Source organism: Brevibacterium zhoupengii (assembly GCF_021117425.1).
GTDB classification, from domain to species: Bacteria; Actinomycetota; Actinomycetes; order Actinomycetales; family Brevibacteriaceae; genus Brevibacterium; species Brevibacterium zhoupengii.
In genome coordinates this window covers 3927187-3953912 of the sequence record NZ_CP088298.1, presented here as the reverse complement: position 1 = coordinate 3953912, position 26726 = coordinate 3927187, and the positions used below count along the sequence as shown (strand labels likewise).

Sequence of the window (26726 nt, the reverse complement as noted above, 5' to 3'; positions counted from 1 at the left end):
GAATGCAGTGAAAACTCTTAACGTACAACTATATGGTTGTATGATTTGAGGTATGGAAGCACTTCTCGACGATCAGGTGGATGCGATGTTTCAGGCGTTGGCCGATCGGACGCGTCGCGACATCGTGCGGCGGGTCATGGTCGAAGAGCTTTCGGTGTCCGAGCTCGCCACATCCTATGAGATGAGCTTCGCGGGAGTGCAGAAGCACGTTGCTGTTCTCGAACGAGCGGGGATCGTGTCGAAGCAGAGGGTCGGCAGAGCGCAGATCGCGCATGTCGAGATGGCGGCGATCCGCACCGTGCGATCGCTGCTGGGCGAGCTAGAGGACCTATGGCGTGCGCGAGTCGCACGCATCGATGACCTGTTGGCCGATGAGGAGGCCACTGGGCAATGAGACAAGCAGCGAAACGAATGAGGAGCAGTCATGCCAGTCATTGACACCACCCACGACGAAGAGAACCTGACTCTGACGCTGGTCGCCGAATTCGCGGCACCGCCGCAACGGGTCTGGGAGATCTACGCCGATCCGCGCCAGCTCGAGAAGATCTGGGGTCCGCCCACGTACCCGGCCACGGTCGTCGATCACAGCCTGACGCCCGGTGGCAGGGTCACGTACTTCATGACCAGCCCGGAGGGCGAGAAGTTCTGCGGTCTCTGGGAGATCTCCTCGGTCGAGGAGCCCTCACGGCTCGTCTTCCGCGACTATTTCGCCGATGAGGACTTCAACGCAGTCGAGTCGATGCCGGGCAGTACGAACACCTATACCTTCGCCGAGGTGGCCGCCGGCACCCGTGTCACCTACGAATCGACCTTCGAGTCCCTTGACGGGCTGAAGACCGTGCTCGAGATGGGTGTCGTCGAAGGGTCGACCGGCGCGATCAACCAGATCGACGAGCTGCTGGCCAAAGGCTGAAGCCAAACCCGTTGGCTGCGTCTGGCACCGCACTCGATGCGTCAACGGTTGGTAAGTTCTCTTCGAAGTTCGTTCGTGGATCGAGGAGAACTTACCAACCGTTGGCCACTTTCGGGAGGGGGAGTCCCATACCTCGGCTGCTCGTCGGCTCAGCCCTCGGCTTGAGACTGCATCGCCTTCCTTGGGGCATCTGGCCCGACCGGGATGATGAGGAGCAGGCCGATGAACAGCACGATGAGGATGCCCAGGGTGCCGGCCCGCTGGAAGCCGAAGATCGAGATCGAGACCGCGAACATGGCCGGACCCAGGAAGCTCACGGCCCGGCCAGTCGTGGCGTAGAGGCCGAAGTTCTCTCCGGCTCGCTCAGGCGGCGTGATCCTAGCCAGGAATGATCGGCTCGAGGCCTGCACCGGGCCGACGCAGAAGCTGAGGACAAGAGCACAGACCCAGAATACGGTGGGTGTGTCACTGAAGAGGATCGGCAGGCCGCCGATGAGGATGATGATGAGCCCGGCGATGATGACGGGCTTGGGTCCGAGCCGGTCATCGAAGACTCCGGCGATCATCGCACCTGCGCCGGCAGCGACATTGGCGGCCACACCCAAGATGATGATCTCCGAGGCGGAGAAGCCGTAGCTGCCTGCCGCGAGGACGCCGGCGAAGGCGAAGATCGCGGCCAGGCCGTCACGGAAGACAGCCGAGGCGATGAAGAAGCGCAACGTCTGATGCTCTTCCTTCCACATCCGCACGAGGCGGCGAACGAGCGCGGCATAATCAGCAATGAACGCCTTGACTGGATGCCCCTTCGCGGGGCCGGAGGCCTTGGCGCTCGGTGCGGTGAACAGCACCGGCAGAGCGAAGATCGCGAACCAGACCGCGGACAGGGCGGCGACGACGCGGAACCTCAGTCCCTCCTCATCACCGGCGCCGAAGAGTCCGACCTCGGGCTGGATGACGAGCACGAGCAGGACGACGAGGAGGACGAGGCCGCCGGCGTAGCCCATGCCCCAACCGAAGCCGGAGACCTTCCCGACATTGTCAGGTTGGGTGATGCGGACCATGATGCCGTTGTAGGACACCTCGGCGAACTCGAAGAACACACTGCCCATGGCGATGAGGAGCAGACCCAGCCACAGATACTCGGGGGAGTCGCGGACGAAGAAGAGGCCGAACATCGTGAGGATGACGATCCCGGTGTGGACGCCGAGCCATAGTTTGTGTCGTCCGCCGGCGTCGGCCCGGGTGCCTGCAGCCGGCGCCACGAGAGCGATGATCAGCCCGGCCGCGGCCGTCGACCAGCCGAGTGCCGACGAGCCCGCCTCCTCCGTGGCTGCCACGCTCTTCGTCAAGTAAGGGGCGAAGACGAAGGTGATGATGACGGCGTTGAAGGACGCCGATCCCCAGTCCCAGAGGGCCCAGCTGAGTATTTTCGAACGTGACCCAGCTGCCGGCCTCGGATTCGTCTCCATGACGCCACTGTACTGAATCTGCAGGTGTCCGAGGTGAACTGAAGGCCACCTCGGCGAGCACGTGATCTCAGCAGTGGACTGGGGACGGATCTGACAGGTGAGGACGGAAGGAATCCGGCCAGTGAGAATTTGGTGTGCACGGCGGGGACTGCTTCTGTCGCCTGGCGGAGACCGAGTAGTCTGGGAGCAACCGAAAGCGCACCGAATCCACCGACCAAGGAGCCCATATGCCCATTGCAAGCCCCGACGTGTATGCCGAGATGATCAACCGGGCGAAGTCCGAGGGCTTCGCGTACCCCGCGATCAACTGCACCTCCTCCCAGACGATCAACGCGGCCATCCGCGGCTTTGCTGAGGCCGGATCCGATGGAATCGTTCAGATCTCGACCGGCGGTGCCGAGTACATGTCCGGTCCGACGATCAAGGACCGCGTGCGCGGTGCCATCGCGTTCTCCGTCTTCGCCGCCGAAGTGGCCAAGAGCTACGACGTCAACATCGCCCTGCACACCGACCACGCCCCGAAGAAGGAGGTCGAGGAGTGGGTCAAGCCGCTGCTGGCGCTGTCGACCGAGCGGGTGAAGAACGGCGGCGAACCGTACTTCCAGTCGCACATGTGGGACGGTTCGGCTGTTCCTCTCGGTGAGAACCTCGTCCTCGCCGAGGAGCTGCTTGAGCTCTCGGCGGCGGCGCACTCGATCCTCGAGATCGAGGTCGGCGTCGTCGGCGGTGAAGAGGACGGCGTTGAGAACGAGATCAACGACAAGCTCTACACCACGGTCGCCGACGGCCTGGCTACGGTCAAGGCCCTGGGCTCGGGGGAGAAGGGCCGCTACCTCACAGCCCTGACCTTCGGAAACGTCCACGGCGTCTACAAGCCGGGCAATGTGAAGCTGCGTCCTGAGCTGCTCGGTGAGATCCAGACCGATGTCGGCGCGCAGGTCGGCAAGGACAAGCCCTTCGACCTCGTCTTCCACGGCGGCTCGGGTTCGAGCGCAGAAGAGATCGCCGAGGCGGTCCGTCACGGAGTTGTGAAGATGAATATCGACACGGACACCCAGTACGCCTTCACCCGTCCCGTCGTCGAGCACATGTTCCGCAACTACGACGGCGTACTCAAGATCGACGGCGAAGTCGGAAACAAGAAGATCTACGATCCGCGCGCCTACGGCAAGGCAGCGGAGGCCGGCATGGCCGATCGCATCGTCGAGGCCTGCCAGAACCTCGGCTCCGCAGGCACCAGCCTGAAGTGAAGGCACCAGCCTGAAGTAAGCGCCGCAACAGACGCGCGGTACGACGAGAGGTCCGGGACGCCATTGTCCCGGACCTCTCGTCTATTCAATTGTGTCTATTCAGCTGTGCCTTGCGGCGGCGCTCAGCCCTCCGCGACTGTCTCTCCTGCGGCGATCTTGGCGATGCGCTTATCCCAGAAATCGGCGTTCCTGATGTTGAGCGCCTTGGGATCGAAGACCGGGTCCAGCCCCTGCTTCGTCTGACGTTCGAAGTCCCGGAGGAGCTTGAATGCCGGACCCTGCAGGATGAGGATCGCGATGACGTTGAGCCATGCCATGAGCCCCACGCCGATGTCGCCGAGTGCCCAGGCGCTGCCGGAGGTCGACATCGCACCGACGGCGACGGCGATGAGGATGAGCACCTGCAGAACGCGCTTGCCGATGGCCAGCACCAGGGGGTTCTTGATCCGACCCAGCAGGTAGACCAGGTTGGTCTCGGCCATGTAGTAGTAGGCGACGATGGTCGTCAGGGCGAAGAGGAAGATCGAGATCGCGATGAAGCCGGCACCGAAGCCGGAGATCATCGTGTCGAGACCGGCCTGCGGCCACTTCTCGCCCGGAGTCGCGGCGATCTCTTCGACCATCTGACCACGACCCGTGCCGATGATGGTTGTGCCGTCTTCGCCGAACACCTTGTACATGCCTGTGGAAAGGATCATGAACGCAGTTGCCGAGCACACGAACAGGGTGTCGATGTAGACCGACCCGGCCTGGACGAGACCCTGCTTGGACGGGTGCGAGACCTCGGCGGCGGCAGCGGCGTGAGGCCCGGTGCCCTGACCTGCTTCGTTCGAGTAGATTCCGCGCTGGACACCCCACTGGACGGCCATGCCGATGATTCCGCCGAAGGCGGCCTCTGGTCCGGCGTCGATGCCGAAGGCCGAGGTGAAGACGAGCTGGAAGACCGGGATGATCTGGTCGGCGTTGATCAGGGTCACTGCGATCGCGGCAATGATGTAGATGACGGCCATGAAGGGCACAGCCAGCGAAGCGAAGTGCGCGATGCGCTTGACGCCGCCGATGACGATGAAGCCCATGATGACGGCGAGGATGATCGCAGTGATCCAGGTCGGAGTTCCCCAGGCATTCTCAACGGCGCCGGAGATGGCATTGGACTGGATGCCCGGGAGCATGAAGCTCATCGCCATGACGGTGACCGCAGCGAAGACCATGCCGTAGACCTTGAACAGGCCCTTGGCCTTGGTGTGGCGGTAGGCCTTCTCAATGTAATAGGCCGGCCCACCGCGGTATTCGCCGGTCTTGGGGTCCTGCTCCTTGAACACTTGGCCGAGAGTTGATTCGACATAGGAGGTCGAGGCGCCGAGGAGCGCGGAGATCCACATCCACACGACGGCACCTGGTCCGCCGAAGCCGATGGCGGTGGCGACGCCGGCGATGTTGCCGACTCCGACTCGGCCGGCCAGCGACATCGCCAGAGCCTGGAACGAGGAGACGCCTTCATCGGAGCTCTTGCCGCGGAACATCTGGATGAAGATCGCTTTGATCTGTCGGATCTGGACTGCGCGAGAGCGGATGGTGAAGTAGACACCGGCACCGAGGCACAGGTAGACGAGGGCAGAGGACCAGATGATTCCGTTGAGCCATTCGAGGACTGCGGACATGCTTCTCCTATCAGGGAGGCAAAAAGTGGAAACGAACATTCGGCGGGATCCGGCAGTTCGCCGGATCGAGCATTTTCATGGGCAATCAGCGACGAAAGCGTGAGTCTTCTCTGTGATTGACCTCATAAGTCAAACGGATTGTGACCCGCGACGCAAATCCGGTGGTCACGGCCCGGAAAATCGGCCCGGGCGCGGTTTTCTGCTCGGTCATCGCCAGGTTTCAAAGTGATGACAGAGTGGGCGGACTCATACTATTCAGTTCACTATTTGGGACGGCGGCCGTAAGATGTGGTGCGGATCTCTCCGAGCAAAGACGACACGGAGAGCACTTTGGATGACAAGGAACACAATGAAACGTCGAACTGGTGCAAAGGCAGTGGCCATCGCCGCTGCCGGCGCTTTGCTACTCTCGGCATGCTCGACCTCGACCACCGGCAAAGACGGTGAAGAGGGAGGTGGCTCCCTCACAGTGGGAACCACAGACAAGGTTGTCGCTCTCGACCCGGCCGGTGCCTATGACAACGGAAGCTCGCTCGTCGAGCAGCAGGTCTACCCGTTCATCCTGGCCTATAAGCCGGGAACCGCGGAGCTCAATCCCTCCATCGCGGAATCGGCGGACTTCAGCGAACCGACGAAGTACGAGGTCAAGCTCAAGGACGGGTTGAAGTATGCGAACGGAAACGAACTCACCTCCTCGGACGTGAAGTTCTCCTTCGATCGACAGCTGAAGATCCAGGATCCGAACGGACCGTCGTCCCTCCTCGGCGGCCTGAAGTCGGTTGAGACTCCGGATGACTCCACGGTCATCTTCAACCTCAAGCGCAAGAACGACCAGACCTTCCCAGGTGTGCTGGCCAGTGCCGCAGGGCCGATCGTTGACGAGGACGTCTTTGAGGCGGACAAGATCACTGAGAACCAGGCCATCGTCGACGGCAAGGCCTTCGCCGGTCCGTACACGATCGACGGATTCAAGTTCAACGAGCTCATCACCTACAAGGCCTACCCCGACTACAAGGGCTTCATCGAACCGGCGAAGACCGAGACCGTGCAGATGAAGTACTACTCGGACGCCAACAACATGAAGCTCGACGTCCAGGAGAACACGATCGACGTCGCCTGGCGTTCGCTGTCGGCCACCGACGTCGAAGACCTCGGCAAGAACGACGACCTCAAGGTGCACAAGGGCCCCGGCGGCGAGATCCGCTACATCGTCTTCAACATGGACACGATGCCCTTCGGTGCCAAGACCGACAATGCGGATGAGAAGAAGTCCCTGGCCGTGCGCCAGGCGATGGCGGACTCTGTCGATCGTCAGGCCATCGCCTCCCAGGTCTACAAGGACACCTTCACCCCTCTGTATTCGCATGTTCCCGACGGACTGCCGGGTGCCGACGAGCCCTTGAAGTCTGAGTACGGTGACGGTCAGGGCGGTGCGGATGTCGACAAGGCCAAGAAGGCCCTCAAGGATGCCGGTGTCAAGACACCTGTCGAGCTCAACCTGCAGTACAACCCCGACCACTACGGTCCCTCCTCGGGCGACGAATACGCCCTGGTCAAGGATCAGCTGGACAAGACGGGGCTGTTCAAGGTCAACCTGCAGTCGACCGAATGGGTGCAGTACAGCAAGGACCGCACCGACGACGTCTACCCCATGTATCAGCTCGGCTGGTTCCCGGACTACTCGGATGCGGACAACTACCTGGTGCCGTTCTTCTATGACACGGACGAGACACCGAGCTTCCTGGCCAACCACTACCGGGATAAGACGATGAACAAGGAACTGAACGCTCAGTCCTCCATCGACGACAAGGGCAAGCGCGCAGACGCGCTGAAGAAGATTCAGGGTCAGCTTGCTGAGGAGCTGCCGACCCTGCCGCTGCTTCAGGGCAACCAGATCGCGGTCTCGGGCAAGGACGTCAAGGGCGTCGATGACACCCTTGACCCCGCGTTCCAGTTCCGGTTGGCGCTGCTGAGCAAGTGAGAGCGCGAACCACGCACGTCGCCGACGACGTGAGAGTGCGCATGGCTACGCCGCGACGATCAACGACCTGATCGTCATTCGAGGTGCAGGTGAGCCGCCCGGCCCGCCTGCACCTCGTGGTGCGTTCGCATGACATCCCAGCATGCTTGCAACCGCAACTTGGCGTGTCCGCGAACGCATCCAGCGTGCCCGCAAACGCAATCAGCGTGCCTGCAAACGCATTCAGCGTGCCCACACTCTGTGGCACCGAACGAGAACCACGTCGACACTCGAGCTTTCTGAGCGTCGACGCCAGCAATGAAGGAACACATGTCTGCAGCCATCAGTGAACCAGGGGCGGAAGCCGCCGAGACTTCGGTCGCGGTGAAGAAGCCCTCCGGGGGCGGATTGGGACGCTATGTCGTCATCCGATTCCTCCTCATCATTCCCACCATCTTCATCCTCACCACTCTGGTCTTCTTCCTCATGCGCATCACCGGTGATCCGATCACCGCATCTCTGGGTGGACGCCTGACCAAGAGCCAGCTGGCCGAGCGCATCCATGCCGCCGGCTACGACCGGCCGCTCATCGTCCAGTACTTCGAGTACATGGGCAATCTGCTCAAGGGCGACTTCGGCACCACGGTCTCCGACGGCCAGCCCGTCTCGAGCATCCTGCTCAACTACGGAACCGCGACCGTCGAACTCGTCTTCTACGCCCTCATCGTCGCGTTCATCCTCGGCATCCCACTGGGTATGCTCGCCGCCTACCACCGGGACAAGGCCCCCGACGCCGCGCTGCGCATCCTCGCGATCCTCGGCTACGCGACTCCCGTGTTCTTCGCGGGCATGATCCTCAAGCTGGTCTTCGGCGTCTTCCTGCCCATCCTGCCCGTGGCAGGTCGCGGCACCACCGAGACCGAATACATCATGTCCGGCGTGGTCGGGCCCACCCGGTTCTACATCATCGATGCGATCCGCATCGGCAACTTCGAGGTCCTCGGCGATGTGCTCGCCCACGCGGTCCTGCCCGCGATCGCCCTCGGCGTGCTCACGGCCGGAGTCTTCCTCCGCCTCGTGCGCACGAACCTCATCGGCACCCTGGGCCAGCAGTACATCGACTCCGGCCGGTCCCGCGGCATCTCCGAATACCGCCTGGTCACCAAGCACGCCTACCGTCCCGCGCTGATCCCGATCATCACGGTCATGGGCATGCAGATCGCGCTCATGCTCGCCGGCGCCGTGCTCACGGAGACGACATTCGAATGGAAGGGGCTCGGCTTCAAGCTCGCCGAATACCTCACCGCCCGTGACTTCGTGGCCGTCCAGGGAATCGTGGTCTTCCTCGCCATCATCGTGGCACTGACCAACTTCCTCGTCGACGTCATCGCCGCCTTCATCGACCCCCGAGTGAGGTACTGATGTCCACTCCAGACAACACATCACAGTCCCCAGAGAATAACGAGAACTTCGCCGAGGCGGCCCCCGGTTCCGGTGTCCCCGCCCTCGCGTTTGATGACAAAGCCAAGAAATCCTTGTTCTCCCGCCTGCCGATCGTCTCCCATCTGCGCCAATCGGTGGGTCTGCAGCGAGGAATGCTCATCACGGGTCTCATCCTGTGCGGCATCGTCCTCATCTGCGCGATCTTCGCACCGCTGATCGCCCCCTACGGGTTCAACCAGCTGGGCACCTCCGAGGGCAACTTCGGATCGAAGCTGCCTCCAGGCGGGACCCACATCTGGGGAACGACAGTCGGCGGCTACGACGTCTTCTCCCGCGTGGTCTGGGGAGCCCAGACCGCGGTGGCCGTCATCATCGTGGCCGTGATCATGTCACTCTTCGCCGGTGTCATCCTGGGACTCGTCTCGGGCTACCTCGGCGGCTGGCTCGACCGCGTCCTCGTCGTCATCGCCGACGCGGTCTATGCCTTCCCGACCCTGCTGCTGGCCCTGGTCATGTCGATCGCAATCTCCGGCGGTCAATCGAGTGCCTGGGGCGGCATCGCCGCGGCCGCGTTCTCGATCACCGTGGTCTTCATTCCGCAGTACTTCCGGGTCGTTCGCGCAGAGACCCTGCGCCTGAAGGCAGAGCCCTTCGTCGAATCGGCGATCGTGCTCGGCGCCTCGAAGACCCGGATCATCTCGAAGCACATCTTCCGCAATGCCACACGGACACTGCCGCTGATCTTCACCCTCAACTCCTCCGAGGCGATTCTGACTCTGGCAGGACTGGGGTTCCTGGGCTTCGGAATCGAACCCACCTCGGCGTCGGAATGGGGTTATGACCTCAACAAGGCGCTGCCGGACGTCACCAGCGGTGTGTGGTGGACCTCGGTGTATCCGGGCCTGGCGATCGTGCTGACGGTCCTGGGTATCACCCTCGTCGGCGAGTCGATGAATGACCTCAACGACCCGCGTCTGCGGGTGCGGCGCAAAGCCAAGGGCGCCAAGACATCGAAGACTGCGAAGGCCTCGCAGGCTGGCGCATCGTCGAGCATCAATGAGACTGCGGAGGCCAAGTGATGAATGAGAACGTGAGAGACAACAGCACTGGCGGCTCAAGCAACGCAGCCGGTCGGGCGAATAGCATCCTCGATATCGAGGGTCTCGACGTCACCTTCTCCACCGACGGCGGCGACGTCCACGCGGTGAAGAACGTGACCCTGTCGGTCACCCCCGGGGAGGTGCTGGCCATCGTGGGCGAATCGGGCTCCGGTAAGACCGTGACGGCACGCAGCATCCTCGGCCTCCTGCCCGAAACCGCACAGCGGTCGGGCGCGGTCATCGTCTCCGGCAAGGACGTGCTCAGCGTCTCCGGGGAACAGCTGCGCAAACTGCGAGGAACCGATGTGTCGATGGTCTTCCAGGAGCCGTCGACGGCGCTCAACCCCGTCTACACCGTGGGGTGGCAGATCGCCGAGGGCTTGCGGGCCCACCACAGGCGTGCGAGCAAGGCCGAGCTCAAGGCCAAGGTCATCGCCGCGATGGAACAGGTCGGGATCCCCGATGCGCAGAACCGCTTCGACTACTACCCGCACCAGTTCTCCGGCGGGCAGAAGCAGCGCATCGTCATCGCCATGGCGCTCGCCCTCGGCGCCGAACTCATCGTCGCCGACGAGCCGACGACGGCTCTCGACGTCACAGTTCAGGCCGAGATCCTCGATCTGCTCCGTGACCTGCGCGATGAGACAGGGACCGCGATCGTGCTCATCACCCACAACATGGGTGTTGTTGCCGACCTCGCCGACAGGGTGGCTGTGATGTATCGCGGAGACCTCGTTGAGGTGTCGTCGGTCAAGCAGCTCTTCAGCGATCCGAAGGAGCAGTACACGCGTGACCTCCTCGGCGCCGTCCCTCGTCTGGGATCGACGGTTGCCGGCAGCCGTAAGGCCGCTGCCGCCGCAGAGCGAACTGGTGGTTCGAGTGCGACGGCAGGTGGCGACGCTACGGCACCGGCCGACGTGACGGCGGGTGGCGACGGGAAGGCCACGGCCACCTCGGCGGGGGAGAGCCCTGGCTCCGGCACGCCACGGGACGAGCGCGATTCCATCGTCGTGGCGCGCAACCTCGACATCGTCTACCCGGGAGGGTTCGGGCGATCGGACTTCCAGGCGGTGTCCTCGGTCAGCTTTGACATCAAGGCCGGCGAGGTCTACGGACTGGTCGGCGAATCCGGCTCGGGCAAGACCACGATCGGGCGTGCCATCGCCGGCCTGACCAGGGCCAGCGGGGGCAGCCTCACGGTGCTCGGCCACGAGATGGTCGGATTCAAGGAGAAGACCTTCTCTCCGATCAGGCGCCGGATCGGGTTCGTGTTCCAGGACCCGGCGGCCTCATTCAACCCGCACCTGACGATCGGTGAGTGTGTGGCGGAGCCGTTCGCCATCCACAAACGAGACATGACGGCTAAAGACCGTGAGACGAGAGTCCTCGAACTCCTCGACTCGGTGCAGCTGCCCAGCGCCTACGCTGCCAGGTACCCGCACGAACTCTCGGGCGGTCAACGTCAGAGAGCCTCCCTGGCACGCGGACTGGCCCTCGACCCGGAGCTGCTCATCGCTGATGAGCCGACCTCGGCACTGGACGTGTCGGTGCAGGCCAAGGTCCTCGAGCTGTTCGTTGAGCTGCAGAACAGGTTCGACTTCGCGGCCCTATTCATCAGCCACGACCTGGCCGTCGTCGACATGCTCTCCGATCGCATCGGGGTGCTGTTCCACGGCGAACTGCTGGAAGAGGGCACGGGCGAGAAGGTGCTGGGATCGCCGAGCAACGACTACACGAAGCGACTCATCGCCTCACTGCCTGTGCCCGACCCGGACGAGCAGGCCAAGCGCCGTGAACTGGCCCGCAGCCTGCGCACCACCGTCGGCTGAGCGGAGGTCAGAACCAGCCGCAAAAAATACCCGAAGGGACTAAATACGCGCGGCGCCGCGCGTGATTAGTCCCTTCGGGCGAGATTAGTGACCTGGTCAGCTCTTGTCGTCGGAGATGAAGTCGAGCATGCCTGCCTGGCTGATCGGCAGCGCCATGAGGCGGTCGAGCTCCTCACTGCTGGGATCGAGGCCCAGGATGCGCAGCGAGTACTGGGTGAAATCGCGTTCGATGACGTCCGGCGTCAGGTCGCCGGTGGGGCGGTACCAGAGCGAAAGTGAGTTGCAGATCGAGTGGATCGCACGTGTGACCAGCGGTGCGCTGTCGACGTGGAACGATCCCTCATCGATGCCTGATTGGACGATGTCGCCCATGATGACTCGTGCCTCGCGCTGGAGTTCTTTGACGCGGGCGGCGTTGTCGCCGGTGAGTCGTTCGGTGTCGCGCAGCAGCACTGTGGACACGGAGACGTTCTCCATGCGGTAGCGGGCGAGGTAGCGTACGGCCACGGTCAGCTGCTCGGTGGGATCACCGCCCACCTCGGCGATGGCAGCCCGGCTGTGCTCGCTGTACCAGGTGTATGCGGTGTGCACGAGCTCGTATAGCGCTTCCTGCTTGGAGGGGAAGTAGTAGTAGAGTGCGGACAGGCTCAGGCCGGCGGCCTGCGCGATATCGCGGATGGAGGCGCCGTCGAAGCCCTTGGCTGCGAAGGTGTCCCGAGCCGAGCGGAGGATGTTATTGCGGCCGTTGGTTGATCTCACGGTGCTTGGGCTCCTTGGCGGTCGGATATCGAACAATCTTTCACTTGCCAACCGAGAATACATGACGTTGGGCTGAGAATGGCCGCTTCCGCCCAGAATTCGGGGATCTGTGCCCCACCGTGTAGTGATTTGGGTCCGGCTCTCGCGACAGCAGCGCGGTGTCTGATGAGGTCTAGTCGCAGTTGAGCATGACAGCGACGCGTGGACCAATCTGACGGCGGCGTCAGGATTGATGTGATGGCGATCACTCCAGAATCTGGAATTATCAAGTTTTCAACCATGTTGTGCAAGCGTGGGTATACCGCAGAGGACTGCTGTGTGCCGAACGCCCAAGAACACCAATTATCTGACAGCGCATCTTGCCATCGAACAGAGGACGGACATGCTCAACATCGCCATCATTCCCGGAACTTCACGCCCACAGGCGCTCAACCCACAGGTCGTCGCCTGGGCCAAGGAGCAGCTGGCCGGTCGTGAGGATGTGCGCGCCGAGGTCGTCGACTTCGGTGAGTTCAACCTGCCGCTGCTCGACGAGGTCATTCCGGCCGGCGCGAACATGTACCAGAACGATCACACCAAGGCCTGGGGCGCCAAACTCAACGAGTTCGACGCCTTCATCTTCGTCACCCCCGAGTACAACCACTCGATCTCCGGTTCACTGAAGAACGCCCTGGACTTCGTCGCCACCGAATTCAACCACAAGGTCGCCGGCATCGTGAACTACGGCGCCGACAAGGGTGTGCGTGCCGCCGAGCACCTGCGCCACATCCTCGCCAACTACAAGCTGGCCGTCGTCCGCGACCAGGCCTCCTTCAGCCTCTTCACCGACTTCGCCGACGGCGTCTTCACCCCGACCGAGGTTTCGGCGACTCCGTTCGCGTCGATGGCCGATGACCTCGTGAGCTGGGGCGAGGCCCTGAAGTCCGTGCGTGAGGATGCCGCATCCGAGGAGCAGGCCGCCTGATCAACAGCTGACACGTCGAAAGCCCGTCGCACCGAAAGGTCGGCGGGCTTCGTCGTGCCCACAGCCCTGCGTTAAAGTCGAACCAACTCAAACGTTCACTCAGCGCTGCGAAGGACACTCATGGATCTCAACAACACAGTCGCACTCGTCACCGGCGGGGCCTCCGGGCTCGGCCGTGCCACCACGGAACGCCTCCTGGCTGCCGGTGCCCAGGTCGTCATGGTCGACCTCAACGCCGAGGTGGGTCAGCAGGTGGCTGCGGAACTGGGCGAGAGCGCCCATTTCGTCTCCGCCGACGTCACAAACGAAGAGCAGGTCCAGGCGGCCGTGGACACCGCGACCGGTCTCGGACAGCTGAGAGTCGTCGTCAACTGCGCCGGAGTCGCGACTCCCGGCAAACTCGTCTCGCGCAGGGGCCCACTGCCCCTGGACGCGTTTTCGAAGGTGCTGAGCATCAACGTCGTGGGCACGGTCAACGTGTGCCGCCTGGCAGCAGCGGCCATGCAGCAGCAGGAAGCTGCGGGCGAAGAACGCGGCGTCATCGTCAACACCGCCTCGGTCGCAGCCTTCGACGGACAGATCGGCCAGATCGCCTACTCCGCATCAAAGGGTGCCATCGCCTCCGTGACTCTGCCGATGGCCCGCGAACTCGCCTCCTCACAGATCCGCGTCGTCACGATCGCCCCCGGCATCTTCGAGACCCCGATGATGGCCGGTCTGCCTGAAGAGGCTCAGGAATCCCTGGCGAAGTCGATTCCCCACCCTTCGCGACTGGGCAAGCCCGCCGAGTACGCGCAGCTCGTCGAATCGATCGTGGCCAACCCGATGCTCAACGGTGAGACCATTCGCCTCGACGGCGCCATCCGCATGGCTCCGAAATGATCTGAGCTCGGCCGCTCAGCGCCGTTCGTTGACGAGCAGCGCCAACTGCACACGGGTGCTGACACCGAGCTTGAAGAAGATGCGCGCCAGGTGCGTCTTGACCGTGGCCGTTGAGACGAACAGCGACCGCGCCACCTGCGCATTCGTCATCCCCTGAGCGACTGCCTCGGCGATCTCCCGCTCTCGCGAGGTCAGGGGCTCCAGCGGGTCGGGCCCATTCGGAACTCCCGCACCGGAGGAGCCTGCGCCCGTCGTCGAATCACTGCCTGCCCCCGTCGCCGAGGTGGTGCTCCGTCCCAGCAGGGACTCCATGACTCCCGGTGACACGGCACGGGTGCCGTTTGCGGCGGCCCTGACCGCGTGGATGAGCTCATCGGGTGGGGTGTCTTTGAGGATGTAGCCGGCAGCACCGGCACGCAGCGCCTGGAGGACGAAATCATCGGTGCCGAAGGCGGTGAGGATGAGAACCTCCGGGTGAGAGGCCTGGGCCATGAGGGCCCGGGTCGCCTCCAGCCCGTCCATGACGGGCATGCGGATGTCCATGAGAATGAGATCGGGACTCAGCTTCCGGGCCAGGTCGATCGCCTCGGCACCGTGAGCCGCCTCGGCGATGATCTCGATGTCATCGGCCGCGCCGAGGAGGAGGCGCAGGCCCGAACGCATGAGTGACTCGTCGTCGGCGATGATGGTTCTGATGCTCATGCGCTGATCTCCTCCGTGTCTTGGACGGGGATGCGAGCTCGCAGCTCGAAATCGGGATAATGGCTGACGGCGAGGTCACCGCCCATCGCCTCCACTCTCTCCTTGAGGCCGAGAATTCCCAACCCGGAGCCGGCGATGTACTGCTTGCGATTGGTCTGTGCGGCCACGGTGGCGCCGAGGAGGCTGTCCGGATAGGGATTGCGCGCGGTCATCGTGAGGTATCGATGGGGTCTGTCTCCGTCTTCGCTGCTGGAGTCGCCGCCGATGGTGATGGTCAGCATCTCACCGGGAGCGTGTTTGAAGGCATTCGTCATCGTCTCTTGGACGAAGCGGTAGATCGTCATCCGCTCGAGGCTGCCTAAGACGTGAAGCGACTTAGACGTCAGCGGCTCCTCATAGACCAAGGTCACCGACTCCGGTCGGTCGGCGACGAGTCGGTCCAGATCAGGATCGATCACGGTGCCCTGGTCATCCCCACGCAGCATCGTCAGCACTTCTCGCAGCTCGATCCCGGATCGGCGGGCGCTGCTGGCGATGAGTCGGGCGCTTTCGTGGACCGCCTCGGGGTCGAGATCTCGGCGCACCGAGAGCGCACCGGAGTACATGGCGATGACGCTGAGGTGGTGCGAGAGCGAGTCGTGCATGTCGCGTGCGATGCCGCGGCGCACCTCGGCGACGGCACGATCCTGACGGGATCGTTCACGCAGCAGCGTCTGGGCTGCGGTGTCGATGAGGCCCTGTTCGCGGGCTCCGCGGATGACGCCGATGACGACGAGCATCGCGTAGAGGGTGCCGTTGACGAGGAACAGCGGAAGTTCGAACGCTCCGACCGCCGTCGGTGTGAGCGTATATGTCAGGCCCTGGGCGATGATGGCTGCCGCCAGGCAGGTGAAATCCAGCGACCAGCTGCGTCGTGCGGTGAGGGAGATGAGGATGACCAGGCCGGCGACCGCACCGAGAACGCCGATCGTGCCGGTGACGATGCCGAGGAGCCCGACGGCGACCGGAACCCACCCGCCTGGGCGGCGCTGCAGGGATTCGACGGAGTCGTCGGCGGTGAGGAACTCCTCGCCGCCGCGACCACTCGTGGTGAGGAAATCGCGCAGCTTCTCGGCCGCGATCACTTTGGGGCGCAGAGTCTTGCGGGGGGTCGTTCGCCCGTCGAAGGCGAGGACGATCGGCAGGCAGGCCAAGGAGATGATGCCGAAGCCGATGTGGATGAACAGTTCGGCGCTGAGTGCTCCGGTGCGGGCACCAGCCTCCTCGAACTCCGGCCATTCTGTTCCGATGATGATGAAGAGTGCGAGCACACCGATGGCCGCCGAGACGCCCGTCCAGAGGAGGGCATAGGTCAGGGTGCGCCGGTCGGGGTGAAGTCTCACCCTTTGAGGCTACCGTTCGCGTTCGCCCGCCGCTGTCGTCCGAAAGGATGAGATCATTCGAATCGATGGTCGAGCTCCTCCGCCGAGGTGGTGGGAAAGGCCGGAGACATGTCAACGCAATACGTTCGCCAGTTCAGATCTCACCCGCGACACGGGTGGTACAGCCCGTTGCTCGTCATGGCTCTCGCCGGCCTGTTCTGCGGGCTCGGTCTCATCGTCCAGTTCGGCGGCTTATTCTTCTGGGGGCTGGTCTGGAAGCCGGCATGGCCGTCTACATCGTCAACTACATCTTCGCACTGGGACTCGGCCTCCTCTCCGGAGCTGATCTGAATGCGACGAGCGGACCGACGATCGAGGCCCTCATCTCGATCGCCGCGCCGATCGTCTTCACCGGAATCGTCATCCTCGACGTCAGGCAGCGTCCCCGCGGGGACGCTCGCGTGACTCAACCCGCGGGCACGGTCGCGACCACCTCGAACCCACCATCGGCAGTCGGCCCCACCTGCAGCGTGCCGTCGAGTGCCTCGACTCGTTCGCGCATGCCCTTGAGTCCGAATCCGCCGCCGAGGTGGCCTCCGGTGGACCGGCTCGAGTCCGGTACAGCGTTGACGACTCCGATCGACAGCAGCGACTCATCCAAGTGAACTGTTACTCGAATCGGAGCACCGGGAGCATGGCGAAGGGCATTCGACAGAGCCTCCTGAACGAGACGAAACGCGGTCAACCCGGTCGTCGGGTTGACCGAGATCGGTCCCGTCGGGAACTCGAGCTCCACCTCGGCGCCCGAACCGCGAGTGGCCTCGATCAGCTCGGGGATGTCGTCGATAGTCGGCTGCGGTGCCAGATCGGCATCGCGGCCACCGCGCAGAATTGCCAGCAGGCCGCGCATCTCGGTCAGAGCCTGCCGAGCGGAGCCGGCGATGGAATCGAACTCCTCGACGCTGCGCGAATCGAGCTCGGGCAGCCGGTAGCGGGCCGTGGTGGCTTGGACGCTGATGACGGACATGCTGTGGGCGACGACGTCGTGGAGTTCTTGTGCGATCCGGTTACGCTCCTCGAGCTCCTGACGCTTGGCCAGCTGTTCGGCGCTGAGCTGGCGTTCGTTGGCCAGCTGGGTGCGGCCGCGAATCCACAGATTGCCGATCATTGCAACGATCGAGAGTCCCGCAGCCAGCGAGATCGTCGTGATGACATTCGCCAGCGCCCCCGACAGCCCTCCCGCATGGGGCATGGTCAGGCTCAGCGCCCCGAGCACCGCGGACAGCGACCACAGGATGACGAGGTGGAGCCAGCTGTGCCGCATCCCGATGATGAGATGGAGAAAGAGCAGCGCGAGGAGTGACGTCGCCGTCCACGGCCATACGAGACCGGAGGAATCGGCAGTGAGAACAATGCCCCCCGCCGCCGAGACCAGCCCGAGGATGATCGCGGCGACCGGACTGCGCACGGCGAGCACCAGGGCACCGCTCTGTCCGAGGGCGACGAACATCGCAAGGACGGTCGAGGACTCATACAGCACCGCAGTCACCGGCCATCCGACGGCCACGAGCACCACGCCCACGAAGATGCTGAGCAGCCAGAACCAGCCCTCGCCGGCGGACCGCGTCAGGAACGAACTGGCTGCCGATGAGCCGAGGGCTCCCGATGCTGACAGGGGCGCCGTGGCAGCCTCCACCGGATCGGAGCCCATCGGATCACCGGCCCGTGCTTTTCCCGCCGAGGTGGCCCCATCGTGCTCGGGCGCCAGCCCTGCCGTCACCGCCGCGATCTCCACCCGAGCCATAGCGTGCAGGACGAAGGGGAAAGTGACGAGGAGGATGAGTCCGGAGATGAACTGGACGGTCGCAATGGTGCCGAACTCCAAATCCACCAGCGAGGTGTCGTTCGAGGCAGCGACGATGAGCTCGATGAGTTCAGTGTTGCCGTCAGGCAGAAAACGTCCCCAGAAGAAGTAGGTCATCCCACCCAAAGCGCCGAAGAACCAGGGGATCACCACGGAGAAGGCGAAGAGGCGGATGGGCAGGGCGAAGACCATCTCGAAGAGCAGATCGAGCCAGCGTCGTCCCTCGGCCATGACCCCGAACCACCCGCTGATTCCGCGTCCACGGGGACGATGGACCACCTCGGCGATGGGAGCTCCCCACTGCCGGGCACGGGCCCGGGACAGGTTCGCGAACCCGGTCGCGACGTAGAGCGTCAACAGCAGGAGCAGGGCACCGATCCAGATGATGAGGGTGGCGATCGAGACGGAGAACATCGTGATGAGAACGACGAACCCGATGAGGGAGATGAAGAATCCGGGGAGGACGAGGATGGTGTCGCGGCCCAGGTTGTGCCACATGCGTGACCACCAAGACCGGGTCTGCGGCGGCGAATCTGGGGGACGGGGCACGTTCTCAGGGTACGTGCTCGGCCACGAAGACGCATCGGTGTATGAGGATTCGAGGGTCTGGTTTATGATCGGATTCCTTGACTATTGTGAGCCGGTGTTCGCAGCTCTGGTGAGAGGTGTGCGGGAACGTCTGCTGGGATCCGCCCTGCGGGGACCGATTTCGCTTCGAGGACGCGGGGGTGGAACTGCGAGAGCATCCACACCCCTCCGACTCCTCCGGCGGCGGCCAACAGCAGCAGGCCGACGGCCATGGGCGTGAGGCCCGAGTATTCGCCGAAGAAGGCGGCGCCGATGACCACCGCCACGATCGGATCGATGACGGTCAGTCCGGCGAGAACCGTTTCAGGCGGGCCCGAGGCGTAGGCGGTCTGGACCAGCCAGAATCCCACCGCCGAGGCGAGACCCACCGCGGCGAGCACCATCCACCACTGCGAGCCCATGAGGTCGAACCCGGGGAGTCCGCCAGCCACGACCGTGCGGGCGAGCACATGTGTCGCGGCCGCGACCGTGCCGAAGATGATGCCGGTCATGACGACACGGGGGATGTGGTCGGCCCGGCTGAGGGCGAAGAGTGAGCCGAAGACGCTGAGGGCGACGAGGATCGACAACATCCAGGTGATCGATTCCGTCGTAGCGACGAGTTCATGGGAGAACTGCGCCGAGGTGGCCACAAAGGTGAAGATCGAGAACATCGTCACCCCGATGCTGATGAGCAGCGGGGCGCCGAGGCGCAGTCCGAAGTACCGGCGACTGATGAGCGCGGCGAAGACGAGGGAGATCGCCCCGATGGGTTGGACGATGGCGACCGGTCCGAGGCCCAGAGCGATGACATTGAGGACGGTCACCATGCCCATGAGCCCCAGGCCGGTGATCCAGGTTGCCCGACGTTTGGGCCCGGGTGTCATGGTGGCGACGGCGTACTGCTGGAAGTGCGTGCCCAGCGCCAGGCAGAAGGCTGCGACCGTGGCGAGGATTATCGCTGTGATGATCATGCTGTGCACGCTAAGGACCCGGTGTCATGGGGCGCATCATACGAAGGAGTGATTGTATGAACCCGGGAGTGCTACTTTCGGATGAAATCGGCCACGACAGGGAGTCTTCCGCCTGATTTCACGGGCTTTCGAGGGTTCATGGCGGCGCTGGTCGGGTAGCGTGAGAGCATGCCAGAAGCAGGAGTGCCAGGGGCAAGTACCGCACCGGGCTCGACGCCGAGTGCCATGCCGGGCTCGACGCCGAGTCCCGCACCGGGGTCGATTGCGCGCGACGGGGTTCCGCCGCCGTCGTCCGAGACGACGCGGGTCGCCATCATCGATGACCAGGCCATGGTCCGTCAGGGGTTCGGAGCCCTCCTCGACGCACAGCCGGACATGAGCGTCGTCGGCAGCGCCGAGGACGGTTCGCAGGTCGTCGACCTCGTGCGCAGAACCGCGCCCGACGTCATCCTTATGGACATCCGGATGCCGAAGCTCAACGGTCTCGATGCCACTCGGGCCGTGTTCTCGATGCCCGGTGAGCACCCGAAGATCATCATGCTCACCACCTTCGACGCCGACGAGTACGTGTTCTCAGCACTGCGTGCCGGGGCCAGCGGGTTCCTCCTCAAGGACGCCACCGCCGAGGACATGATCACCGCCGTGCGCGTGGTTGCCGAGGGGCAATCGCTGTTGGCGCCGTCCGTGACCCGCCGCCTCATCTCCGAGTACGTGAGCGGACCCAAGGTCGCCAAGGACACCGCTGTGCTCGGGCAGCTCACTGACCGTGAGATCGACGTCATGACCCTGGTGGCCAAAGGCCATGCCAACGCCGAGGTGGCTCAGCAGCTGTTCCTGGCCGAGCAGACCGTGAAGACCCACGTGTCCCGGATCCTGTCGAAGCTGGGCCTGCGCGATCGCACCCAGATCGTCGTCGCCGCCTACGAATCCGGCCTGGTCGTCGCCGGAGGGTGAGCGTTGGGGGCGTGGAGCCTTCGGGGGATTGGGCCGTGAGCCTTGGGGATTGGCGCTCGGGCTTTGGGGATGGAGGAACCTTTGGTGCGGTTTTCATGGCCGCAACCACACCAAAAGTTCCTCCATCCGAGCCAGTGAGCCGCTCCGTTGCCATCCTGAAGCAGTCTAAGTCGGACGTTCTGGGCGGAAGAATCACTGGCGGACCTGACCAAAACGTCCAGCTAAGGTACGTCTGAGGTCCGGCTTAGGGCTGTGAGCATCCGCTGTCGATATCAGTTCCGGGCGAAGCGGGCGCCGAGTTCCTTGACGATCGTCTCCGCTGAGCCTGTCTGGGCACTGCGGTATCCGGTGCCGGCCCACAGGTGCAGGCCCTGCGGATCATCGTTCTTCTTCGCCTGGGCACGGAACGATTTCGTCAGGTGATGGACCGCCGGGTAGGCGTCGACCGCGATCGGATCGAACTTCTTCACGAAGTCATTGACCAGTGCGCGAGCGGGCCGACCGGTGAATGCCCTGGTCAGCTGTGTCTCGTTGAAGTCCTCGGACTGCAGTGCTGCCCGGTGAGTCGGTGCAGTGCCTGCCTCATCACTCAGCAGCAGAAGGGTGCCGACGACGACGGCGCTCGCCCCTGCCTGGAGCAGCTCGTCGACGGATTCCGGGCCGTCGACTCCACCTCCGGCTGCCACGGGCAGAGCCACCTCGGCGAGGACATCTTTGACGAGGTCGATAGTGGACCGATCCTCGATGGACCGTGTGGGATCGGCCGTGCCCGAATGCCCGCCAGCTTGAGGACCCTGGACGATGAGAGCATCGACGCCGCGATCGGCAGCAGTGCGTGCCTCGGCCGCGGTCGTGACAGTGGCGACCACCTGAGTGCCGACGGAATGGAGACGGTCGACCACCTCGGCGGTGGGAATGTTGAACGTCATCGACACCAAGGGCACGGGATGAGCGACGAGGAAGTCGACCTTGTCGGTGTAGTGATCGTCGTCCTCAACGGGCTCGGGATCGATGGCGACGCCGCGATCGGCCGCGACGGGCTCAAGCGCCGAGACGAAGGCGTCGAAGGCACCGCGATCGACGGGTACCGGATTCGGTGCGAAGAGATTGACTCCGAAGTTCTCGGCAGTCTCCCGCATGCGCTCGATCAGAGGGGCCAGCGCTTCGGCACTGAGGTAGCCACCGGCGACGAAGGGGAACCCACCGGCTCGGGCGACGGCCGCAGTGAGCTCGGGTGTTGTCGTTCCGCCTGCCATCGGCGCTCCGATGATGGGCAGATCAGTGGTCTCGAAGGCGATCGTCGTCATCGTTTCGTGCTCCTTGCTCGGGCGTCCTAGGTCTGGTGGATTCCTCAGCGGGTGAGGATTCCTCTGCCATTCTTGCACTCGCTCTGAGCGGTGGCGGTTCGGGGTGGGATGGTCTGGGGTCGGGGGAGTCGCCGTTCACTCGGAAGTACTGGTTGAGGGCGCCCAGGTCGAGACTCCGAGGTGATGTGGCGATGACAACCGCGCTCGTAGGTTCATTTCAGTCGCCCACCGCTGAACCGTTCAAGGAGTCATCATGTCACTCACCCTCGTCGGGAGTTCCGAAGCAAGCGAGCCGCCGGAAGCATCCGCGGCCGAACCCCACAGGCCGACCGAGCCGCCGGAAGCATCTGCGAACCGGGCCGCCGGCAGCCGCTCCCACCGCGACGGCGCCATCGACCTCATCCGGTTCGGCTGCCTCGTCGTCGTGGTGATTCTGCATTCGCTGATGGCCAGCGCGGTCCTCGGCGCCGATGGGGAAGTGGTGCCGACCGTGGCGCTCTCGGGCACCGTGGGCTTCACGATCGCCTCATGGTTCTACCAGATCATGCCGTTGTTCTTCTTCATCGGCGGATACGCCGCCATCAACGGGTGGCGGCGCACGCAGGCCACCGAAGGAACCTGGGCCGACTACATTCGCGCACGCCTGCGCCGCCTCGTCATCCCGGTCGCCGTGCTCATCGGTGCTGCCGGCCTCGGCCTGTCCATCGCCTCGGAAATGGGAGTGCCCACCGGCCTGCTCGCAGAAGCAAGCACGCGAATCGGACAACCCCTATGGTTCCTCGCCGTCTACGTCGGACTGACCTCCCTGGTGCCGCTGGCCGTGCACTTCCACGAAAGAGCGCCGAGGCGGTCGATCGCAGCGCTCGCCGGTGCCGTCATCGCCGTGGACACCGTGGTCGCACTCACCGGAGTGACTGGCCTGGGCTATCTCAACTTCCTGTTCGTGTGGCCCCTGATCCAGCAGTTCGGATTCTTCTACGCCGACGCCATTCATCGGCCCGTCCGAGTCGGACTCGCATGGACGACGATGGCTCTCGCATTGGCCAGCCTCGGCGTGCTCGTGGGACTCGGGGTCTACAGCCCGGACATGCTCGTCAATCTCAACCCGCCGACGGGGGCCTTGGTGCTGCTGGGAGTGGCGCAGATGTCCGTCCTGCGGCTGACCCATGCGCGGCTCAACGAAATTGTGGCCGGCGGACGGACGGGATCGGAGCGTGCACGCGAGTACCGCGCTCGCAGCTGGCAGCGCATCATCACCTGGGGCAACACCTACGGCATCCAGGTCTACCTGTGGCACATGCCCATCGTCATCACCCTTATCGGGTTCCTTGGCTTCGGTGCGAATCTGGCTGCCGGGGCATCATTCGGAGACGGCGTACCAGCGGCAGGCATCCTGCTGCCCGAGATCGAATCGGCGTGGTGGTGGCTGACGCGACTGTCTTGGCTGCTCACGGTGATGGTGCTGGCCGGAGCCTTGGCGATGGCAATGTCGAAGATTCCTTTCCCCGGCGAGGAACGACTGGCACGGTTTGGGCAATGGATTGCCCGAGTCGCCGGTGAGATCGTCGGTGAGATCGCCGGGCATCGGGATAGTCACCCCGCAGGTGAGACCCGGACAGGGGTCCGGGCAGCGGCGCGGCAGCTGCGTGAGCGTCTGTCGACCACAGTCAGCCGCGCCATCATCGCAGTAGCCCTGGCAATGGGTGGCATCGCGATCGCACTTCTCATCGGAATCGCCCCACTGATCTGGACACTCGTCTCTGTTGCTGCACTCGCAACGTCTCTGGTGCTCGCCGCCACCATGAAGGCACCGGAGTCCGAGAAGGCTGCAGCGAGTGAGGTGCCGGCAGCGAGCGAAGCGCCGGCGGATCGTGCCAGGGCGCTGGCCAGTCTCGGCTGAAAAAAGGTTAGGGATCGATCGAAGTTTCAGAGCTCCCGTTTGAACGTGGGCCCTGAAACTTCGATCGATCCCCAACGGGACTCAGCGCTGACGCGTGTGTCTCTGCGCGTGGCGCAGTCAGCGCCGCTGCGTCCCTGCGCGTTGCGCCGCTGCGCTCGCCTCACTCCACGGACTTCGCCAGCTGCTCGGTGACGGTGCCCCAACCGTCGAAGAACCCCAGCTCCTCGTGACGGGCACGCTGCTCGGGGCTGCCATGGCGGACGACGGCCTGATAGTCCGTGCCCTCGGCATGGTCGCTGAGAATGATCTCGGTGGTCATGGAGACAGGGTCGGGAAAGGCCGGGTGCCAGGAACTGTTGACCGCGTTGGTGAACACCAGACGGCTGTTGTCCTCGACGAGGAGGAAGACTGCGTCGACGTGCGGCGTGAAGGTTTCCCCGTCCTCGCTCATCATGGTGGAGAAGGCCCCGCCTGGGCTGAGTTCAAGGGCATCGATGCGAAGCGTCAGCGGCGCGGGTATCCACCATTGCGCCAGTTTGTCGGGCTCCGTCCAAGCAGACCAGATCGATTCCTTGGGCGCTCGGATCACTCTCTGGATTGTGAGGTCGAGTGCTGAGTCGAAATGTCGGGTGCGAGCGAGATGTGCTGTCATGATTCTTCCCTACTGTGATTGCTGCCGCTGGTGTCAGCGGCAGCGCCGTGTGCGATCCCGTCGTCTGGGGCGGTGTCGTCAGATCCCGCGCGGCCAGCGGCAGCGCCGGTGGTGACGAACCGCTCGAGGCGATCCGTGCTGGCTTCCCAGATGAGTCTCTGCTCGGCCAGCCAATCATTGAGCAGTGTCAGGCGATCGCGGTTGAGTACGCAGGTGCGCACCCGGCCTGTCTTCTGAGTTCGGATCAGCCCGCACGATTCCAAGGTGCGCACATGTTTCATGAACGACGGGAGCGAGATCGGCAGGGGCTCTGCCAGCTCTCCGACGCTGGCCGATCCGTGGCCCAATCGGCGGACCACCGCACGTCGTGTGGGATCGGCAAGAGCGGTGAACATCGCATCGAGCTGATCCGAATACTTAGCCATGAGGCTAAGTGTCGCATGGACTGGACGGAAAAGACCCGCGGATCGAGAAATTTTCCTATTCTGACTCTTTCGTGACGGAAAGTGACGCCGGAAGACCGTCATATGACGGTCGGTGACATCCGGGGTCACGGGCGAAGGCAGAACCAGCGACTGTGCGTTCACACTGGTGGAACTTCGGCAGCGAAGTCGAAGCGTCATCAGTGAAGGAAGGTCCCGCCATGAGTATCACCCAGAACGGAATCTCGACCCGCTCTGTGCATTCGGGGGCCAACCCCGAATCCCATACCGGTTCGGTTGTTGCCCCTATCTTCCAGACCTCGACCTTCATGATGGACACCCCGGGCCAGACCCGCGCCGGCTTCGACTACGCGCGCACCGGCACCCCGAATCGCAGCGACCTCGAGCAGGTGCTGTGCGAGCTGGAGAACGCCTCCTTCGCGGCGGCGGTGAACTCAGGGACTTCCGCCGAGGTCGCGGTCTTCTCCGCACTGCTGGGTCCCGGCGATGAGATCATCATCCCGCGCGACATCTACGGCGGCACCTACCGGCTGCTGAAGAACGAATACGAGCGCTGGGGCATCAGCATCCGCACCGTCGATCTCACCGACACCGAGGCGCTGGCGGCGGCGATCTCAGACAAGACCGCGATCGTGTGGGTCGAGACCCCGAGCAATCCCGGACTCGACATCGTCGACATCGCCGAGACGGCCAAGCTCGCCCACGCCGCGAACGCCATCCTGGCCGTCGACTCCACCTTCGCCACCCCGATTCTGCAGCGCCCCATCGAGCTCGGCGCCGACGTCGTCATCCACTCGACGACGAAGTTCATCAACGGCCACTCCGATGTCATCGGCGGTGCCGTCCTCGCCGGTGACGGTTCGACCTGTCCCCGTGCCGCCGAGGTTGTCGAACGTCTCGAGTCCTACCTCGCATCCGTCGGGCTGGGCATCGCCCCATTCGATGCATGGCTGACCCGCCGCGGTATCAAGACACTGCCGGTGCGGATGGCCAAGCACTGCGAGAACGCGCAGGCCGTGGCTGAATGGTTGGAGAACCGCCCCGAGATCGCCGAGGTGTATTACCCCGGGCTGTCATCCCACCCCGGTCATGAGGTCGCGAAGAAGCAGATGAGCGGCTTCGGGGGAGTGATCTCTTTCCGCACCGATACCGAGGCCAGGGCCCTGTCGCTGGTGAAGAGCACGAAGCTCATCACCCTGGCCGAATCGCTCGGCGGAGTCGAGTCACTGATTGACCACCCAGCGACCATGACCCATCTGGCGGTTGCCGACTGCGAACTCAGCGTCTCGCCGACGTTCATCCGCCTATCCCTGGGCATCGAAGACATCGCCGACATCCTCACCGACCTCGACGCGGCGCTCGCCGCTGCGGCGCAGACTCCGGACGGCGTGAGCGCCGGCGCGGAGGTTTCGAGCGCGGACGTTTCGGGTGCGGAATCGTTGGGTGCGGACGTTTCAGGTGCGGACACGTTGGGTACAGACGTTTCGGGTGCGGAGGCTACGGACGATGAGGCTCCAGTTGCCGACCTCGCACCGGCAGTGCTTAAACACCCTGTTGCAACGGTATGAATTGATACTCGCGGTGCCACGTGCTGTGCCAGCTGTTGTGTGTGGAGCTGCGGGTAGGAAAAGCCGCTAACGGTGCGGGTTGGGAAGGTGACAATCGCCGCTTACAGTGCGGGGGAGAAGGCATCAATCGCCGCAAGCATTGCGGAGCGGGTGTGCGCGTGGTCACCAGGCGTGGGGAAAACCCGACGCAGGGTAGGCGGTCAA

The 26726-nt window shown here is 63.9% G+C and carries 22 protein-coding genes; 12 read left to right on the top strand and 10 right to left on the bottom strand.

The window, feature by feature from the left end; genetic code table 11:
* The first annotated feature begins 52 nt into the window (after positions 1–52).
* Together LQ788_RS17885 and LQ788_RS17880 are read left to right on the top strand one after the other, a co-directional pair.
* Positions 53–394, top strand: coding sequence for an ArsR/SmtB family transcription factor (locus tag LQ788_RS17885; protein WP_231443340.1), 342 nt, complete (start codon positions 53–55; stop codon positions 392–394).
* 30 nt (positions 395–424) lie between these two features.
* The gene (locus tag LQ788_RS17880) at positions 425–913 is read left to right on the top strand and encodes an SRPBCC family protein (RefSeq protein WP_231443338.1); all 489 of its coding nucleotides are present in this window, start codon (positions 425–427) and stop codon (positions 911–913) included.
* Positions 914–1062: 149 nt separating this feature from the next.
* Here LQ788_RS17880 and LQ788_RS17875 read toward each other — a convergent pair whose 3' ends face one another.
* Positions 1063–2382, bottom strand: a complete 1320-nt coding sequence (locus tag LQ788_RS17875; protein ID WP_231443336.1) for an MFS transporter — start codon at positions 2380–2382, stop codon at positions 1063–1065.
* Between the two features lie 227 nt (positions 2383–2609).
* Here LQ788_RS17875 and fbaA point away from each other — a divergent pair, with 227 nt between their 5' ends.
* The gene (gene fbaA / locus LQ788_RS17870; RefSeq protein WP_231443334.1) at positions 2610–3632 is read left to right on the top strand and encodes a class II fructose-bisphosphate aldolase; all 1023 of its coding nucleotides are present in this window, start codon (positions 2610–2612) and stop codon (positions 3630–3632) included.
* 122 nt (positions 3633–3754) lie between these two features.
* On the opposite strand, the gene LQ788_RS17865 is transcribed toward fbaA, so the two are convergent.
* A complete protein-coding gene (locus LQ788_RS17865) occupies positions 3755–5293 on the bottom strand; it encodes an alanine/glycine:cation symporter family protein (RefSeq protein ID WP_231443332.1) in 1539 nt (512 codons plus the stop codon).
* A gap of 349 nt (positions 5294–5642) precedes the next feature.
* On the opposite strand from LQ788_RS17865, the gene LQ788_RS17860 reads away from it, so the two are divergent.
* The 4 genes from LQ788_RS17860 to LQ788_RS17845 all read left to right on the top strand — a co-directional run bounded on the left by LQ788_RS17860 (position 5643) and on the right by LQ788_RS17845 (position 11625).
* Positions 5643–7274, top strand: a complete 1632-nt coding sequence (locus tag LQ788_RS17860; RefSeq protein WP_231443329.1) for an ABC transporter substrate-binding protein — start codon at positions 5643–5645, stop codon at positions 7272–7274.
* 309 nt (positions 7275–7583) lie between these two features.
* On the top strand, positions 7584–8675 hold the full coding sequence (locus LQ788_RS17855) for an ABC transporter permease (protein WP_231443328.1): 1092 nt from the start codon (positions 7584–7586) through the stop codon (positions 8673–8675).
* Positions 8675–9775, top strand: a complete 1101-nt coding sequence (locus LQ788_RS17850) for an ABC transporter permease (RefSeq protein ID WP_231443326.1) — start codon at positions 8675–8677, stop codon at positions 9773–9775. The genes LQ788_RS17855 and LQ788_RS17850 overlap by 1 nt, the downstream gene beginning before the upstream one ends.
* Positions 9775–11625 (top strand): dipeptide ABC transporter ATP-binding protein, encoded by a 1851-nt coding sequence (locus LQ788_RS17845; RefSeq protein ID WP_231443323.1) that lies wholly within the window; start codon positions 9775–9777, stop codon positions 11623–11625. The genes LQ788_RS17850 and LQ788_RS17845 overlap by 1 nt, the downstream gene beginning before the upstream one ends.
* A 96-nt stretch (positions 11626–11721) precedes the next feature.
* On the opposite strand, the gene LQ788_RS17840 is transcribed toward LQ788_RS17845, so the two are convergent.
* On the bottom strand, positions 11722–12384 hold the full coding sequence (locus LQ788_RS17840; RefSeq protein ID WP_231443321.1) for a TetR/AcrR family transcriptional regulator: 663 nt from the start codon (positions 12382–12384) through the stop codon (positions 11722–11724).
* A 382-nt stretch (positions 12385–12766) separates the two neighbouring features.
* On the opposite strand from LQ788_RS17840, the gene LQ788_RS17835 reads away from it, so the two are divergent.
* Both LQ788_RS17835 and LQ788_RS17830 read left to right on the top strand, forming a co-directional pair.
* On the top strand, positions 12767–13348 hold the full coding sequence (locus LQ788_RS17835) for an NADPH-dependent FMN reductase (protein ID WP_231443319.1): 582 nt from the start codon (positions 12767–12769) through the stop codon (positions 13346–13348).
* A gap of 120 nt (positions 13349–13468) precedes the next feature.
* Positions 13469–14230 carry an SDR family NAD(P)-dependent oxidoreductase gene (locus LQ788_RS17830; RefSeq protein ID WP_231443317.1) on the top strand — a complete coding sequence of 254 codons (762 nt, stop codon included), beginning with the start codon at positions 13469–13471 and terminating at the stop codon, positions 14228–14230.
* 15 nt (positions 14231–14245) lie between these two features.
* Here the strand turns inward: LQ788_RS17830 and LQ788_RS17825 are convergent, their stop codons facing one another.
* The 4 genes from LQ788_RS17825 to LQ788_RS17810 all read right to left on the bottom strand — a co-directional run bounded on the left by LQ788_RS17825 (position 14246) and on the right by LQ788_RS17810 (position 19698).
* On the bottom strand, positions 14246–14932 hold the full coding sequence (locus LQ788_RS17825) for a response regulator transcription factor (protein WP_231443315.1): 687 nt from the start codon (positions 14930–14932) through the stop codon (positions 14246–14248).
* Entirely contained in the window at positions 14929–16314 is a 1386-nt protein-coding gene (locus LQ788_RS17820) for a sensor histidine kinase (protein ID WP_231443313.1), read from the bottom strand. Before LQ788_RS17820 ends, LQ788_RS17825 begins: the two co-directional genes overlap by 4 nt.
* 445 nt (positions 16315–16759) lie before the next feature.
* Positions 16760–18706, bottom strand: a complete 1947-nt coding sequence (locus LQ788_RS17815; protein WP_231443311.1) for a sensor histidine kinase — start codon at positions 18704–18706, stop codon at positions 16760–16762.
* A gap of 62 nt (positions 18707–18768) precedes the next feature.
* A complete protein-coding gene (locus tag LQ788_RS17810) occupies positions 18769–19698 on the bottom strand; it encodes a DMT family protein (RefSeq protein WP_231443309.1) in 930 nt (309 codons plus the stop codon).
* 168 nt (positions 19699–19866) lie between these two features.
* Here LQ788_RS17810 and LQ788_RS17805 point away from each other — a divergent pair, with 168 nt between their 5' ends.
* Positions 19867–20652, top strand: coding sequence for a response regulator (locus tag LQ788_RS17805; protein WP_317207049.1), 786 nt, complete (start codon positions 19867–19869; stop codon positions 20650–20652).
* Positions 20653–20924: 272 nt separating this feature from the next.
* On the opposite strand, the gene LQ788_RS17800 is transcribed toward LQ788_RS17805, so the two are convergent.
* Positions 20925–21959: a nitronate monooxygenase gene (locus LQ788_RS17800; protein WP_231443307.1), complete on the bottom strand. Its 1035-nt coding sequence runs from the start codon at positions 21957–21959 to the stop codon at positions 20925–20927.
* Positions 21960–22212: 253 nt separating this feature from the next.
* Here LQ788_RS17800 and LQ788_RS17795 point away from each other — a divergent pair, with 253 nt between their 5' ends.
* On the top strand, positions 22213–23859 hold the full coding sequence (locus LQ788_RS17795) for an acyltransferase family protein (RefSeq protein WP_231443306.1): 1647 nt from the start codon (positions 22213–22215) through the stop codon (positions 23857–23859).
* Between the two features lie 160 nt (positions 23860–24019).
* On the opposite strand, the gene LQ788_RS17790 is transcribed toward LQ788_RS17795, so the two are convergent.
* Both LQ788_RS17790 and LQ788_RS17785 read right to left on the bottom strand, forming a co-directional pair.
* Positions 24020–24511: an SRPBCC domain-containing protein gene (locus LQ788_RS17790; RefSeq protein WP_231443304.1), complete on the bottom strand. Its 492-nt coding sequence runs from the start codon at positions 24509–24511 to the stop codon at positions 24020–24022.
* Positions 24508–24936 carry an ArsR/SmtB family transcription factor gene (locus LQ788_RS17785; RefSeq protein WP_231443302.1) on the bottom strand — a complete coding sequence of 143 codons (429 nt, stop codon included), beginning with the start codon at positions 24934–24936 and terminating at the stop codon, positions 24508–24510. The genes LQ788_RS17790 and LQ788_RS17785 overlap by 4 nt, the downstream gene beginning before the upstream one ends.
* Before the next feature lie 218 nt (positions 24937–25154).
* Between LQ788_RS17785 and LQ788_RS17780 the strand changes: the two genes are divergently transcribed.
* Entirely contained in the window at positions 25155–26522 is a 1368-nt protein-coding gene (locus LQ788_RS17780) for a trans-sulfuration enzyme family protein (protein WP_317207048.1), read from the top strand.
* Positions 26523–26726 lie beyond the last annotated feature (204 nt).

Bases quoted from the DNA above. Each gene is read 5' to 3' on its own strand.
- LQ788_RS17825 (WP_231443315.1), bottom strand. From the start codon at position 14,932: ATGAGCATCAGAACCATCATCGCCGACGACGAGTCACTCATGCGTTCG.
- LQ788_RS17785 (WP_231443302.1), bottom strand. From the start codon at position 24,936: ATGGCTAAGTATTCGGATCAGCTCGATGCGATGTTCACCGCTCTTGCC.
- LQ788_RS17845 (WP_231443323.1), top strand. From the start codon at position 9,775: ATGAATGAGAACGTGAGAGACAACAGCACTGGCGGCTCAAGCAACGCA.
- LQ788_RS17885 (WP_231443340.1), top strand. From the start codon at position 53: ATGGAAGCACTTCTCGACGATCAGGTGGATGCGATGTTTCAGGCGTTG.
- LQ788_RS17860 (WP_231443329.1), top strand. From the start codon at position 5,643: ATGAAACGTCGAACTGGTGCAAAGGCAGTGGCCATCGCCGCTGCCGGC.
- LQ788_RS17855 (WP_231443328.1), top strand. From the start codon at position 7,584: ATGTCTGCAGCCATCAGTGAACCAGGGGCGGAAGCCGCCGAGACTTCG.
- LQ788_RS17780 (WP_317207048.1), top strand. From the start codon at position 25,155: ATGAGTATCACCCAGAACGGAATCTCGACCCGCTCTGTGCATTCGGGG.
- LQ788_RS17800 (WP_231443307.1), bottom strand. From the start codon at position 21,959: ATGACGACGATCGCCTTCGAGACCACTGATCTGCCCATCATCGGAGCG.
- LQ788_RS17805 (WP_317207049.1), top strand. From the start codon at position 19,867: ATGCCAGAAGCAGGAGTGCCAGGGGCAAGTACCGCACCGGGCTCGACG.
- LQ788_RS17810 (WP_231443309.1), bottom strand. From the start codon at position 19,698: ATGATCATCACAGCGATAATCCTCGCCACGGTCGCAGCCTTCTGCCTG.
- LQ788_RS17830 (WP_231443317.1), top strand. From the start codon at position 13,469: ATGGATCTCAACAACACAGTCGCACTCGTCACCGGCGGGGCCTCCGGG.
- LQ788_RS17835 (WP_231443319.1), top strand. From the start codon at position 12,767: ATGCTCAACATCGCCATCATTCCCGGAACTTCACGCCCACAGGCGCTC.
- LQ788_RS17880 (WP_231443338.1), top strand. From the start codon at position 425: ATGCCAGTCATTGACACCACCCACGACGAAGAGAACCTGACTCTGACG.
- LQ788_RS17790 (WP_231443304.1), bottom strand. From the start codon at position 24,511: ATGACAGCACATCTCGCTCGCACCCGACATTTCGACTCAGCACTCGAC.
- LQ788_RS17850 (WP_231443326.1), top strand. From the start codon at position 8,675: ATGTCCACTCCAGACAACACATCACAGTCCCCAGAGAATAACGAGAAC.
- LQ788_RS17875 (WP_231443336.1), bottom strand. From the start codon at position 2,382: ATGGAGACGAATCCGAGGCCGGCAGCTGGGTCACGTTCGAAAATACTC.
- LQ788_RS17795 (WP_231443306.1), top strand. From the start codon at position 22,213: ATGTCACTCACCCTCGTCGGGAGTTCCGAAGCAAGCGAGCCGCCGGAA.
- LQ788_RS17865 (WP_231443332.1), bottom strand. From the start codon at position 5,293: ATGTCCGCAGTCCTCGAATGGCTCAACGGAATCATCTGGTCCTCTGCC.
- fbaA (WP_231443334.1), top strand. From the start codon at position 2,610: ATGCCCATTGCAAGCCCCGACGTGTATGCCGAGATGATCAACCGGGCG.